This window comes from Solitalea longa (genome assembly GCF_002920915.1).
Lineage (GTDB): Bacteria > Bacteroidota > Bacteroidia > Sphingobacteriales > Sphingobacteriaceae > Solitalea > Solitalea longa.
Genome location: NZ_PQVF01000017.1, coordinates 1 through 14,082 on the forward strand (window position 1 = coordinate 1; position 14,082 = coordinate 14,082).

The 14,082-nt window shown below is 38.2% G+C and carries 9 protein-coding genes and 3 tRNA genes; 8 read left to right on the forward strand and 4 right to left on the reverse strand.

The window, feature by feature from the left end; all coding sequences use genetic code 11:
- Nucleotides 1-48 precede the first annotated feature (48 nt).
- From C3K47_RS17920 to C3K47_RS17935, 4 genes are all read right to left on the reverse strand, one after another.
- A tRNA-Pro gene (locus C3K47_RS17920) sits at nucleotides 49-122 on the reverse strand.
- Nucleotides 123-152: 30 nt separating this feature from the next.
- Nucleotides 153-229: transfer RNA gene (locus tag C3K47_RS17925), tRNA-Pro, on the reverse strand.
- Between the two features lie 11 nt (nucleotides 230-240).
- Nucleotides 241-330: transfer RNA gene (locus C3K47_RS17930), tRNA-Ser, on the reverse strand.
- Between the two features lie 153 nt (nucleotides 331-483).
- The gene (locus C3K47_RS17935; RefSeq protein ID WP_394341690.1) at nucleotides 484-2,529 is read right to left on the reverse strand and encodes an HD family phosphohydrolase; all 2,046 of its coding nucleotides are present in this window, start codon (nucleotides 2,527-2,529) and stop codon (nucleotides 484-486) included.
- Between the two features lie 223 nt (nucleotides 2,530-2,752).
- On the opposite strand from C3K47_RS17935, the gene C3K47_RS17940 reads away from it, so the two are divergent.
- The 8 genes from C3K47_RS17940 to mgtE all read left to right on the forward strand — a co-directional run bounded on the left by C3K47_RS17940 (nucleotide 2,753) and on the right by mgtE (nucleotide 14,071).
- A complete protein-coding gene (locus tag C3K47_RS17940) occupies nucleotides 2,753-3,928 on the forward strand; it encodes an acetyl-CoA C-acyltransferase (protein ID WP_103790544.1) in 1,176 nt (391 codons plus the stop codon).
- A 260-nt stretch (nucleotides 3,929-4,188) separates the two neighbouring features.
- The gene (locus tag C3K47_RS17945; protein WP_103790545.1) at nucleotides 4,189-4,857 is read left to right on the forward strand and encodes a hypothetical protein; all 669 of its coding nucleotides are present in this window, start codon (nucleotides 4,189-4,191) and stop codon (nucleotides 4,855-4,857) included.
- Between the two features lie 149 nt (nucleotides 4,858-5,006).
- Nucleotides 5,007-5,915, forward strand: coding sequence for a hypothetical protein (locus C3K47_RS17950; protein WP_103790546.1), 909 nt, complete (start codon nucleotides 5,007-5,009; stop codon nucleotides 5,913-5,915).
- 31 nt (nucleotides 5,916-5,946) lie between these two features.
- Complete coding sequence (locus C3K47_RS17955; protein ID WP_103790547.1) at nucleotides 5,947-8,118, forward strand: S9 family peptidase; 2,172 nt, start codon at nucleotides 5,947-5,949, stop codon at nucleotides 8,116-8,118.
- 328 nt (nucleotides 8,119-8,446) lie between these two features.
- Nucleotides 8,447-10,084, forward strand: a complete 1,638-nt coding sequence (locus C3K47_RS17960) for a peptide MFS transporter (protein WP_103790548.1) — start codon at nucleotides 8,447-8,449, stop codon at nucleotides 10,082-10,084.
- Nucleotides 10,085-10,112: 28 nt separating this feature from the next.
- Complete coding sequence (locus tag C3K47_RS17965; protein WP_103790549.1) at nucleotides 10,113-11,528, forward strand: peptide MFS transporter; 1,416 nt, start codon at nucleotides 10,113-10,115, stop codon at nucleotides 11,526-11,528.
- A 164-nt stretch (nucleotides 11,529-11,692) separates the two neighbouring features.
- Complete coding sequence (locus C3K47_RS17970) at nucleotides 11,693-12,436, forward strand: polyprenol monophosphomannose synthase (protein ID WP_103790550.1); 744 nt, start codon at nucleotides 11,693-11,695, stop codon at nucleotides 12,434-12,436.
- Between the two features lie 252 nt (nucleotides 12,437-12,688).
- Nucleotides 12,689-14,071 (forward strand): magnesium transporter, encoded by a 1,383-nt coding sequence (mgtE, locus tag C3K47_RS17975; protein WP_103790551.1) that lies wholly within the window; start codon nucleotides 12,689-12,691, stop codon nucleotides 14,069-14,071.
- The last annotated feature ends 11 nt before the right edge of the window (nucleotides 14,072-14,082 follow it).

Consider the following 14,082-nt stretch of genomic DNA (forward strand, 5'->3'; position numbering starts at 1 on the left):
AAAACAAAAAAGCTCAACCATTTTCATGATTGAGCTTTTCTTTTTCCGTCGGGGTGGCAGGATTCGAACCTACGACCTCCACATCCCAAATGTGGCGCGATACCGGGCTACGCTACACCCCGAGGCGTTACTAACGTTGTCTTAAAGTTTTCTGGTCGGGGTGGCAGGATTCGAACCTACGACCTCCACATCCCAAATGTGGCGCGATACCGGGCTACGCTACACCCCGAAAACTTTAAGCGGTGAGGGAGGGATTCGAACCCTCGGTACACTTTTGGNGCGTACGACGGTTTAGCAAACCGTTCCTTTCGGCCTCTCAGGCACCTCACCTGCTTTCGAAAACTTATTTAAGAACTCCGTTTCGTAACGGGACTGCAAATATAGAAATAAGAAGTTTCCACCAAAAACTTTTTCAAATAATTTTCGGCCAATTGAGCTCACTAGCTCACTTTCAGCCAATTATTTTTTTCAAAATCTCTTCAATTATGACTCTACAAAGGGTTTCTCGGGTATTTTAACACCCATACTTTGGTATTCAACGCGTACATGATAGATGCTCATCAACATTTGCTTAAACATTTGCTTAATAGTTTCTATATCTTTTAGTGTGATATCAGTGTTTACCAATTGCTGCTGATCAAGCTTGTAGTTAACTATTTTATCAACTAAATTATCAATGCTACGTGCATCAGGATCTTTAAGTGCTCTAGATGCAGCCTCAACTGAGTCAGCTAACATGAGCACGCCTGTTTCTTTTGAAAATGGTATCGGTCCTGGATATCTGAATATCTGTTCATCAAAGATCCTATCAGGAAAGTTTTTAAGGAAAGATTGATAGAAATAGTCCACCCGTGTATTTCCATGATGGGTTCTTATAAAATCAATGATCGTCTCAGGGATATGATTTTTCTGCGCTATTTCCACTCCATCAGTAACATGGCGGATAATGATCTGAGCACTTTCTTCATAGGTCAGCTCATCATGAGGATTACCGGTTTTCTTTTGATTTTCAATAAAATAATTCGGCGCGCGCATTTTACCGATATCATGATAAAGTGCACCGGTTCGGACCAGCAAGGCATTCCCTCCTATTTTATAAATGGCCGCTTCAGCCAAATTTGCAACCTGCATTGAATGCTGGAAAGTTCCTGGAGCTTTAAACGCCAGTTCTCGCAACAAAGGATTATTTGTATTGGAAAGCTCCATTAATGTAATATCGGACGTAACCCCAAAAAGCTTTTCGAACAAATAGATCATCGGGTAAGCCAACAATGAAAGCAGAACGCTTAATACAAAAGGCGCAAAATTTATAAAATCTATCTGCACGAAACTTCCTTCATGAATGAATGAAGTGCCTGCAAAACAAATAAAATAGGTCATCAAAATTAAAAAGGCAGAAACCAGGTATTGTGATCGTCTTAATAAAGTTTGAATACTATAAATGGCAGTCATGCCCGCAGTGATCTGATAAAATGCGAACTCAAAACCATTCGGCACAAAGAACCCGGCAATAAGTACTACCAAAATATGAATATTGAGTGCCAATCGGGCATCAAACAACAACCTTATTATTATAGGCACTATACAATAAGGTATATAATATAAGCTGGGAAGTTCTACTTTGATAGCCCATGAAAGCGTAATGAGCATTCCGGAAACTATAAAAAGGATTAATGAAAGCTGCCTATAATCGTAATAGAGATCTTTACGGAACAGGAAAAGGAATATCATTAACAATGAAAGCGTAATACCCACTACAATTAATTGTCCAAGCGCAACTATTCTTCTGCTACCGGAAAACAGCCCTGTCTGCTCGTATTCTTTCCGGAGTGATTCAATTTTTTTGTAAACATCTTCCGTAACCACATCTTTTTGAGCCACGATCAATTCACCCTTTTGAACCATACCACGATATAAGGATACGCTTTCAACAGCTTCCTGTTCTAATTTTTGTGTCAGCCCTTCATCAAAGATCACATTTGGCTGAAGATGATCCTGAATGATATCGATAAGAAAAGAAAACTCGAGACTCTTATCCTTCTGAACAGCCATACGAGCCTGATCAAGGGCTCTTGAAGGTGTATATAAAGCAGATGAGTTCGTGCTGGCCGCAACGTTGTTCTGTACAATGGTAAGATAATAGTCGGCGTTTTTCCTCTTTTGGTAATGATTATTTAATTGAATTATACCCTTTTTGTAAAACTCATCGATCAGGTCAATTCCTGCTTTAAAATTTTTTGCCCTGTTTGTTTTTTCCTGAAACCGGGCTTTCCATTTAAAGTCAAAATCAATCCGAAAAGCTTCTTGTTCAATAGCGGTAACCTTATTATCAAACCTGTATACTGGCAAAACAGCATCCACAGCTTCTTTTTTATCGCTTTCTAGCTCTCTTGATGATTTTTCAATGGCGAAATTAAATGGAGAAATAAGGTCGGGATGCATCCATACCTTCCCCTTTTCAAATTCGAACTTAAATCTTTTTTCTTTAGGCAGTATGATTACAACTACTAACACGCAAATAAGCAACATAAAAATATGATAGAGCCCTGCATGTTTAACCCTGAACAATCGGAGTAATTTGCTGTTAATGATCACGTGTTAACAAATAAATAAAACTAAGAAATACAAAATAACACAATAATGCGAATATATGTTCAAAAGGCTTATTTACGGTTTTAAATTGCAATTTTAGATCCATAAAATTTGTCTAAATTGCAGCTCTTAAACAATCAATATAACCTTATAATTTAGCATGAAAGAAGTTGTTATAGTTTCTGTAGCCCGTACTCCTATTGGCAGTTTGGGAGGCAGCTTATCATCATTATCAGCCACTAAATTAGGCGCAGTAGCTATTAAAGCGGCAGTTGAAAGAGCCGGAATAAAGCCTGAACAAGTTCAGGAAGTTATTATGGGAAATGTTCTTTCGGCTAATTTAGGACAAGCACCCGCCACGCAGGCCGCCATATTCGCTGGCTTACCTTACCTTCCTGCAACATCGGTAAACAAAGTTTGTGCATCGGGAACAAAAGCAATTATGTTGGCTGCTCAATCAATAATGAATGGCGACAACGATATTATGGTTGCCGGTGGAATGGAAAGCATGAGCAATGCGCCATATTACCTCGACAAAGCCCGCCAAGGATACCGGTTAGGTAATCAGCAGGTGGTAGATGCCATGATCAAAGATGGTTTATGGGATGTTTACAAAGACTACCATATGGGTAGCGCTGCTGAATTATGCGCCACCGAATGTAATATTACCCGTGAAGATCAGGATAACTTCGCCATCGAATCATACAAAAGAGCATTGAATGCTCAGGAAAAAGGTTTATTCAAAGATGAGATCGCTCCGGTGGAAATTGAAGGCAAAGGAGGGATAACAGTGGTAAGTGAAGATGAAGAGCCTAAAGCAGTTAAATTTGATAAGATCCCAGGCTTGCGTCCTGTTTTCAAAAAAGAAGGAACTGTTACCGCGGCAAATGCATCCAGCATTAATGATGGCGCTGCGGCTGTGGTATTAATGAGTGCCGACAAAGCAAAAGAATTGGGCATTAAACCATTAGCTCGCATTGTTTCTTTTGCTGATGCTCAGCAGGCACCTGAATGGTTCACCACTGCTCCTGCAAAGGCAATCCCCCTTGCTTTATCAAAAGGTAAAATCGATATAAAAACTGTTGATGCTTTTGAAATTAACGAAGCATTTGCTGTAGTGTCAGTGGCCAATAATCGTGAGTTAAATATTGACCCTGCAAAAGTTAATATCAACGGTGGAGCTGTTGCACTTGGTCATCCAATTGGTATGTCGGGAGCGCGTATTGTTATTACTTTACTATCGGTATTAAAACAACAAAACGGTAAAATTGGCGTAGCTGGTATTTGTAATGGCGGAGGCGGAGCATCTGCCATAGTAATTGAAAACCTGAATTAGTTAAATCTTACATAGCATACAAAAGAGCCGGCAAAAGCCGGCTCTTTTATGTTAAATAATTAACAATCAATAACATTCGCCTCACTACTAATAACTAAAATCTATTTCTCACCTATTTTATCAAACTGTAATATTTAAATTATAAACTATAAGTAATCTTTTGACAGATTTTATATATATTTAATATAGACACTTAGTTATCAGCTAATTGTTAAAAAAACACTAATCGCTAAATATTAGAAATCTATACTAATAGACTTATGATCAAAAATTACGCTCTTAAAAGTGTTGGCACCAGGTGTCTGGCACTCATTATCTCTTCTGCTATCTTATTTAATTCCTGCTCTCCCGCCACAAAAGTAACCGCCACCTGGAAAGATAAAGATGCTGCACCTAAAGCCTATAAAAACTTGTTCATTGTTGCTTTAGGCCAGAATTTAGCCTATAAAAAAACAATAGAAGACAAAATGGCGGCGGCTTTAACAACCACTGGTGCAAAAGCAACCGAAAGTACATCGGTATTTCCTCCTGATTTTACAAAAGACAAAAACATAGACAAAGAAAAACTAATTCAAAAATTCAAAGAAGCGGGTTGCGATGGAATTGTTTCAGTGGCATTAGTAAATAAAGATTCAGAAACTCGCTACGTTCCCGGAACCACCTATATGCCAGGCCCCTATTATGGTAATTTCTATGGATATTATGGTGGAATGGGCGCCATGTACGATCCGGGTTATTACACTACCGATAAAACCTATTACCTCGAAACTAACTTATATGATCTTACCACTGAAAAATTAGTATGGTCTGGTCAGTCATCTACGCTAAACCCTACCGATATTGATAAAGCTGCTACCGAATTTGCTAATATTATTGTGGCTAAAATGAGCAGCGATGGTGTTGTTAGCCCAATAGCTAAAGCTAAATAAAACCGATTTATCAATTAATAAATAAAAGGTCAATCATTTACGTGGTTGGCCTTTTCGTTTACATCATTTAGCTATCATTTTTGTGACAAATAAAAGTTTAAAGTTGGAATATTAGCCATTAATTATATTTGAGGCAGATTATAAGGCAGATGAAAAAGAGTATAACCTTAATGGCCTGTTTTTGTTTGATGTTAACCACTGCATTTGCACAAACAAGAACGGTTGAACAGCTTAAAGAGTACGAAAAAACGTTACGAAAGATTGACGCCGAGGCAATAAACAGTGAAAACGAGATGGAAAGACGCAATTCCACCTATACATTTATTAAAACATTAGTTACTGCTCTTAAAACGCCCGGATCATTTAACTATCCATTTGATTCATTAAAAACCATTTCGATCACTAAAGATCCTTCAAATAAGTTTAGAATTTTTAGCTGGCCTTTCGCAAATGAAGATGGCACTTATCGTTATTATGGAGCGATTCAAATAAATAATTCAAAGCAACTGGAGCTTTATCCTTTAAAAGACTATACCGACTTTATCATCAACCGACAAGATACGGTTACATCCAATGAAAATTGGTTTGGTGCTCAGTATTATCAAATTATAGCTCCATCGAGCTCAAATGAACCTTATTTATTACTTGGCTGGAAAGGCAATAGCCCTAAAACCTCGATGAGAGTAATTGAGCCTTTGACCATTTCTGATGGATTTATTAGCATGGGAGCTCCAATATTGCAAGACAGTACCGGTAAAACTGTTAACCGTATGATTTTTGAATACAGTAAATCAGCTTCGATGATGTTAAAGTATATTCCATCGAAAAAATGGATTGTTTTTGACCATCTGGTTCCGACTGATCAGAGTAAAAAAGGGAATTTCGAATATTATGGGCCCGATCTTTCATACGATGGTTTGAAATATGAAAAAGGCAAATGGGTTTATATGACCAATATAAACTTAACCAATGAGGCCTCAGAAGCGGATGAACTTTATAACGATCCCAAAAAACTTGCAAACCCTCAAGGAATACCAATCAACAAAAAGAAGAACTAATCACCCATATCAATAACCTGTTCAAATTATTATGAAGAAGATTTTTACTCTGGTACTTTTATTTTTAGTACCGCTGGCAGGCATTGCACAAAAGAAGCCAATTACCCTCGAAGATATTTACATGAAACGCAGTTTTGTGGCAGGAGGAGTTTTCGGTTTAAATTCAATGAAAGATGGAAAAAACTATTCATCATTGGTTAATGACCGAACCAAAGGCGATAGTTATGTGGTGAAATACGAATATGCCACAGGCCAGGCTAAAGACACCATTCTTAAAAACAGCCAGCTGAAATACAACGGCAAAAACATTAAGTTAGATGATTATTCATTTAGTAACGATGAGAACAAAGTATTGATCGCAACCGAGACGGAGCCTGTTTATCGTCGTTCAAATCTGATCAACAATTATATTTTAGATCGAAATACCCAAACATTAACTCCTGTTTCTGAAGGCGGCAAGCAGAAATATGCTAATTTCTCACCTGATGCTTCAAAAATTGCATTCGTTCGTGATAACAATATCTTCATAAAAGACCTTCTTAGCGGCGAAGAGAAAAAGATCACCACTGACGGGGTAAAAAACAAGATCATTAATGGAGGCACTGACTGGGTTTATGAAGAGGAATTTGAATTTGCCCGAGCTTTCTTCTGGTCGCCGGATGGCAAGAAAATAGCCTATTATAAATTTGATGAAACGGAAGTTCCGGAAATCAGCATCCCGGTTTATAACGGATTATATCCTGAAGAATATCGTTATAAATACCCTAAAGCGGGCGAGAAAAACTCAATTGTAAGCATCCATGTTTATGATCTTGGCAGTGGTTCAACTACAACCGTTAACGTTGGACCGGAAAAAGATCAGTACATTCCTCGAATCAAATGGACCAATGACGCGAATACTTTATGTGTATTCAGAATGAATCGTCATCAGGATAAGTTGGAATACTTATTGGCAAACGCACAAACCGGAACAACGAAATTAATGTTTACTGAAACTGATAAACGTTATGTTGAAGTAACCGATGACTTATCCTTTTTAAGCGACAATAAATCATTTATCACCACTACTGAGCAAGATGGTTACCGCCATATTTATTTATATGATTTAAACGGAAAACAAATCCGTCAGATCACCAAAGGGCCTTGGGAAGTAACATCTCTTTATGGATTTGATGAAAAATCAAAAATCATCTATTATCAGGCTGCTGAGACTTCGCCAACCAAAAGAGACATTTATTCAATTAAATTAGATGGTACCGGCAAAAAGAAATTAACCACTACTGAAGGCACCAATAATGCTACTTTCAGTACTGATTTTTCTTATTTCATTAATTCATATAGTAATTTCAATACGCCTGCTGTTTTCAGTTTAAAAGATAAAACCGGAAAAGAAGTTCGTGTTTTAGCAGACAACCAAAAATTGAACACACAACTTGCAGGTTTTAACTACCAAAAAAAGGAGTTAATGGAAGTTCCAATGCCGGATGGAACCAAATTAAACGCATGGGTTGTAAAACCGGCTAACTTCGATGCAAGCAAAAAATATCCTGTGTTTATGTATGCTTATGGCGGTCCGGGTCATCAGTTAGTATTAGATAGCTGGAACAGTGGTGACATCTGGTTTCAAACCCTTGCAGATAAGGGATACATTGTATTCTGCATGGATAACCGTGGAACTGGTGCTCGTGGAGCCGATTTCAAAAAGGCAACGTACCTGCAATTGGGTAAATATGAAATTCAGGACCAAATTGATGCAGCCAAATGGTTAGGAACCCAATCATACGTTGATGCATCGCGCATAGGCTATTATGGATGGAGCTTTGGTGGGTATATGGCATCATTAGCTATTACCCGTGGTGCCGATGTCTTTAAAATGGCTATTGCAGGTGCACCGGTAACCTCATGGAGATATTATGACTCGATCTATACTGAGCGTTTCTTAAGAACTCCGCAGGAAAATCCTTCTGGCTATGATGACAACTCCCCTATCAATTATGCCGATAAACTAAAAGGTAAATACTTAATTATTCATGGCACTTTTGACGATAATGTTCATTTCCAAAATTCGGCAGAAATGTCATTAGCGTTAATTAAAAAGAATAAACAGTTTGAGAGTTTCTATTACCCTAATGAGCATCACGGAGTAAATTACCGCTATCAACTGCAAACCATGATGATTAACTTTATTCTTAATAATTTATAGTTTTAAATTAAAATATAACAGAAAAGCACGTATCTGGCGTGTTTTTCTGTTTTGTAACAACATACTTATAAAAGTACCGTTACGCCATACAGAAATAACAAACTGATAATCAATACCTACCACCCGCACATAAACTAATCCCTCCATCCTCAAACTTAGCAACCATTTGATATTCAATCAATAGCGATCAAAATCCCTCTTCAGGGCTTTTTCTTGATCCTTATCATTTCCATAACAGAAAAATATTTCTACTTTAGCACCTTTGGGAAAATCTTTTCCCTCTAAACCAATCAATAAAAGAATAAATATAAAACCAAGTAACCGAAAGATGCCAATTAATAAATCTGCCCACCCAAAAGGGCTGAGGGTTCTGTTTTTTACAGAAATGTGGGAACGATTTGGGTATTACTTAATGCTGGGTATTCTGGCATTATATCTCATGGATCCTAAAGGGGGTATGGGCCTTCATCGGGCAGAAGCTTCTGATATTGTTGGCACCTACTTAGGTTTAGTCTATCTTACACCTTTTCTTGGAGGTTTATTAGCTGATCGTTTATTGGGTTATCGCAAATCAATTTTAATTGGTGGCGTTTTAATGGGTATAGGCTACCTTGGATTAGCCGTTCCTGGGTATACCGCCATGTGGATCTCCCTTTTATTAATCATTATCGGAAACGGTTTCTTTAAACCCAATATTTCTACCCTCCTGGGTAATTTATATTCAACTGAAGAATTTAAAGCCAATAAGGACTCCGGTTATAACCTGTTTTATATGGGTATTAACATAGGGGCCTTTATATGCAATTTTGTGGCTGCGTATATGCGTAACGCCTATGGTTGGGGTTATGCCTTTGCTGCTGCAGGCATTGGAATGTTTATCGGCCTGGCATGGTTCTTAGCAGGAACCAAACACATTAAGGAAGCTGATATAATTAAACCTGCCAATCCTAATGACACCCCAGTATCTAAAGTTCTGCTTTTCGTTTTCTTGCCGGTAATTGTAGTTGGAGCTTTAGCATGGATAGCTATTCCGGGTAATATTTTGGGTTCTGATTCAACAGATGCCTTTATTTTCGGATGTATCCCTGTAATTATTTATTATTTCAGCATCTGGTGGAAAGCTGATAAAAATGATAAACAGCAGATTTCAGCGCTGTTAGCAGTATTTGTTGTGGTCATTGTGTTTTGGGCTGTATTCAAGCAAAATGCATCAGCTCTAACGTTCTATGCTGAAACTCATACTGATCGTTCAATTTCTCCGCAAGTCGCGCCCATTGCCAAACCGTTTGGAATGATTCAGGAACTGGACAGCAAAGTTGATTCATTTCCAAAATATGATGCTTATTTCCGACCAGTAATGTTGGATGGGCATAAACAAAATGTTTTAACACCTGATCCTTATTTCCAGAATCTGTCAAAAGATAAATGGCCTCAAGAGGGTCAAAAACTAGATCTTGTTTCAACAGAGATTTTCCAATCAATTAACCCTTTCTTTATAATTATACTAACACCTGTTGTTATTTCATTCTTTGGATTTTTAAGACGAAAAGGTAAAGAACCTTCAACGCCGGCAAAGATTGGATGGGGACTGGTCATTACTGGATTATCAACCTTAGTAATGGCAGCAGCTGTACTAAGTACTGATATAACTACTGAAAAAACATCAGCATGGTGGTTAATAAGCACCTATGCGGTGGTTACCATTGGAGAATTATGTTTAAGCCCAATTGGTTTATCATTAGTTTCCAAAGTAAGTCCTCCACGCTTAACTTCATTGATGATGGGAGGATGGTTTTTAGCCACATCTATTGGTAATAAACTATCAGGAGTATTGGCAAGCATGTGGGATAAATATGACATCAAAGCATGGTTTTTCTTCGTAAATTTCGCAGCTTGCATGGTAGCTGCTTTAGCTATTGCCATAATGCTCAAGTGGTTACGAAACATCATCAATCAGCACTCTTAAACTAATAAAGCACATTAATAATACAGAAATGAATCAAAATCCATCACACTCTCCTGTATTGGAGCAAAAAGCAGCCACAGGACATCCTAAAGGCTTGTATGTGTTGTTTGGCACTGAAATGTGGGAGCGTTTTAGCTATTACGGTAACCGCGCATTGCTAACACTATTTTTAACAAAAGCATTATTATTTGATAAACAAGCTGCTTCAGCATTGTATGGTAACTACACCTCGTTAGTATACCTTACTCCTTTAATTGGAGGTTATGTTGCGGATCGTTACTGGGGTAATCGTCGTTCCATCATGGTGGGCGGTATTTTAATGGCTATTGGTCAGTTATTGATGTTTTTCTCTGGACATTATTACTCCGATCCTGCCATGTTCACTCCATTTTTATATGCAGGTTTAGGATTTTTAATTTTAGGTAACGGTTTCTTTAAGCCAAACATTTCAACAATGGTAGGCCAACTATATGAGCCGCAAGACAGCCGAAAAGACTCTGCATACACCATTTTCTACATGGGTATCAACTTAGGTGCATTCATTGCTCCTTTAGCTTGTGGACTTGTTGGAGATACTGGTTCAGCTGCTGATTTTAAATGGGGCTTCCTTGTTGCCGGTGTGGGCATGGTGCTAGGCTTAATCATGTTCCATTTCTTAAAAGATAGATACATTGTTACTCCTGATGGAGCAGCAATTGGCGGAAAACCTACTCAAGCTGCTAAATCGGCTGATGGAACTGTAAAAAAAGATGCTCCACTTACTTCTATAGAAATTCAACGAATTGCAGTAATCTTCATTTTATCGTTCTTCGTAGTATTTTTCTGGGCTGCATTTGAACAAGCAGGTGCTTCTTTGAACTTCTTTGCTGAAGAACAAACCAACCGTGTGTTATTTGGATATACTATTCCTGCAAGTTGGTTCCAATCAGTTAATGCATTCTTTGTAATCTCTTGTGCACCTTTATTTGCCATGCTGTGGACTTATTTAGGTAAAAAAGGTATAGAACCATCTTCTCCTTTGAAAATGGCAATCGGTCTTTTATTACTTTCTGTAGGTTATTTATACATCGCATTTGGTGTAAAAGATGTAGCTTCAACTACTAAAGTAAGCATGATGTGGTTGGTAGGCATGTATGCTATGCACACCTTTGGAGAGTTATGTTTATCTCCTATTGGTTTATCAATGGTAAATAAATTAGCTCCTGCAAAATTTGCTTCTTTAATGATGGCTGTTTGGTTCCTTGCTAACGCAGCTGCAAACAAATTTGCTGGCGTATTAAGCGGTTATTATCCGGAGCCAGGCAAAGTCACCGAATTCTTTGGATTTGCTATCAATAACCTTAATGACTTCTTCATGTTATTAATGTTTATGTCATTAGGTGCAGCAGGTGTATTATTCCTGATTTACAAAGCAATCATCAAAATGATGCACGGCGTTCATTAATATTCATTCAGAATTCTATTCTTTAAGAAGCCCTTTCTATTGTAAGAAAGGGCTTTTTTATTGAGCCATGGACGCTTCATCATGTAAAACTTACAGTAATATTTAAATCGAAATTCCGTTTTAATACTTCTTAAAAGTATATTCGCATTCCAAATCAATTAGCAGTGTTTTCAGATAGCATCGTCATAATTCCTACTTATAATGAAAAAGAGAACGTAGAACGAATGATTCGCAAAGTGTTCTCATTAGATTTCCCTTTTCACGTTTTAATCATTGATGATGGCTCACCTGACGGAACTGCAGAAATTGTAAAAGAATTGCAGAAAGAATTTCCGGAGCGCTTGTACCTGGAAGAACGTAAAGGTAAGCTAGGACTAGGTACTGCCTATATTCATGGTTTTAACTGGGCACTAAATCGCAAGTACGAATACATTTTTGAGATGGATTGTGATTTTTCGCACAACCCTGAAGACTTAGTTCGTTTACGCGAGGCTTGTGTTGGAGGAGCGGATGTAGCCGTTGGATCAAGGTATATTACCGGGGTAAATGTGGTTAACTGGCCAATGGGACGTGTTCTAATGTCATATTTTGCTTCCCGTTATTGCCGTGTGATTACAGGCGTTGAGATCCACGATTATACCGCAGGATTTAAATGTTACCGCAGGAAGGTTTTAGAAACCATTGAACTGAACAAGATCAAATTCATTGGTTATGCTTTTCAGATAGAAATGAAATTTACCGCCGTTAAGCATGGTTTTAAACTGGTAGAAGTACCCATTATTTTTACCGATCGTACAGCAGGCACTTCCAAAATGAGCCCGAAGATTTTCAGGGAAGCAATTTTGGGCGTTATCCAACTTAAACTAAGAAGCTGGTTCAAGAAATATAAGCAAGCCGAATTAAAGTAAGATTTTAGAAGGACGGTTTTAGATCCAGTCGTTATTTGAGGCTGCCCAAGGTATAAATGAATTTTATTTCCTGAATGATCATAAGAGTTCTTTTTCAAAAACCGTATGGAGTTTCCATACGGTTTTTGCGTTGCAAGAAACTATTAATTGATGACTTTTATTAAGCAGAAATGTGAACTTAAAACCATAAATTATTCTACTTTTGCAAAAAATTAAATTCACACCCATGTAGCATTTTATTAGTCGGAAAACATGATTGAAACAACTCAGATCCAGGAAATTTTAGAACTGATTGAGCAAAAAAAGTTTTTTGCCCTAAGAAAAATTATAAAAGACTGGCACCCTAGTGAGTTAGCCGAGTTGTTTGAAGATATTCCGATTGATGACCGCGCTATTGTTTTCAGGGTTCTTCCCCGCGAATTAGCCTCCGATACTTTTGAATACCTCGACATCAAGATCCAGAAAGATCTGATGAAGGGATTAGGACAGGAACGCGTTGCCGACATTTTGAATCAAATGTGGGCCGACGACCGTACTGCGCTATTCGAAGAACTACCGGGTCCGGTGGTTAAACAACTCCTTGAACTTTTAAGTCCCGAAGAACGTCGCGTGGCCAGTACCTTACTTGGCTACCCCGAAAACAGCGTTGGGCGTTCCATGCTTCCTAACTATATTTCTGTAAAAGAATACTGGACCGTTGAGCGCGTACTCGACCATATTCGTCGTTATGGCCATTTAACCGAATCATTAGGCATTTTGTATGTTATTGATGGTGGTGGACATTTAATCGATGAAATTCGAATTAATGATATCCTTCTTTCGCCTATAGATCGAAAAATAAACGAACTGATGGATGGCAATTTTATTTACCTGCATGCAAATGACGATAAAGAAGATGCCATTGAGGTTTTTAAACAATACGACCGTGTTTCGCTACCCGTTGTAAACTCCGACAATGTACTGATCGGTATCGTTACCATTGATGATATCCTTGACATTGTGGAGGAAGAAGATACCGAAGATATTCAGAAATTCGGTGGTATGGAGGCTTTGGAAGACTCCTACATAGAAACACCTCTTTTTGAAATGATCAAGAAACGTGCGGGTTGGTTAATTATCCTTTTTGTGGGTGAAATGCTTACCGCAACGGCCATGAGCTATTTTGAAGATGAAATTTCGAAGGCGGTGGTACTTGCCTTGTTTGTTCCATTAATTATTTCCAGCGGTGGTAATTCAGGTTCTCAAGCGGCTACACTTATTATCCGTTCGCTTGCACTAGGCGAAATTTCATTGAGCGACTGGTGGAAAGTAATGAACAAAGAGATCGTTTCGGGTATTATCTTAGGATCAATGCTTGGAATTGTAGGCTTTGCTCGTATAGCCATCTGGCATGCCATATTCCCCTATATGTACGGCCCTCATTGGCTATTGATAGCCTTGGTAGTTGGCATATCATTGATTGGTGTGGTTTTATGGGGAACCCTGTCGGGCTCCATGATGCCTTTGGTTTTACAAAAACTTGGCTTCGACCCTGCAACATCTTCAGCTCCATTTGTTGCTACTTTAGTTGACGTAACTGGTTTGGTCATCTATTTTACAGTAGCTTCAATAATTCTTTCCGGAATACTACTTTAAGCTTAAAACCT

What these genes read in the sequence shown, in the direction of transcription:
- C3K47_RS17965 (WP_103790549.1), top strand. Translation starts at nt 10,113, where the DNA reads ATGAATCAAAATCCATCACACTCTCCTGTATTGGAGCAAAAAGCAGCC.
- C3K47_RS17940 (WP_103790544.1), top strand. Translation starts at nt 2,753, where the DNA reads ATGAAAGAAGTTGTTATAGTTTCTGTAGCCCGTACTCCTATTGGCAGT.
- C3K47_RS17955 (WP_103790547.1), top strand. Translation starts at nt 5,947, where the DNA reads ATGAAGAAGATTTTTACTCTGGTACTTTTATTTTTAGTACCGCTGGCA.
- C3K47_RS17945 (WP_103790545.1), top strand. Translation starts at nt 4,189, where the DNA reads ATGATCAAAAATTACGCTCTTAAAAGTGTTGGCACCAGGTGTCTGGCA.
- C3K47_RS17960 (WP_103790548.1), top strand. Translation starts at nt 8,447, where the DNA reads ATGCCAATTAATAAATCTGCCCACCCAAAAGGGCTGAGGGTTCTGTTT.
- C3K47_RS17950 (WP_103790546.1), top strand. Translation starts at nt 5,007, where the DNA reads ATGAAAAAGAGTATAACCTTAATGGCCTGTTTTTGTTTGATGTTAACC.
- C3K47_RS17935 (WP_394341690.1), bottom strand. Translation starts at nt 2,529, where the DNA reads ATGTTGCTTATTTGCGTGTTAGTAGTTGTAATCATACTGCCTAAAGAA.
- mgtE (WP_103790551.1), top strand. Translation starts at nt 12,689, where the DNA reads ATGATTGAAACAACTCAGATCCAGGAAATTTTAGAACTGATTGAGCAA.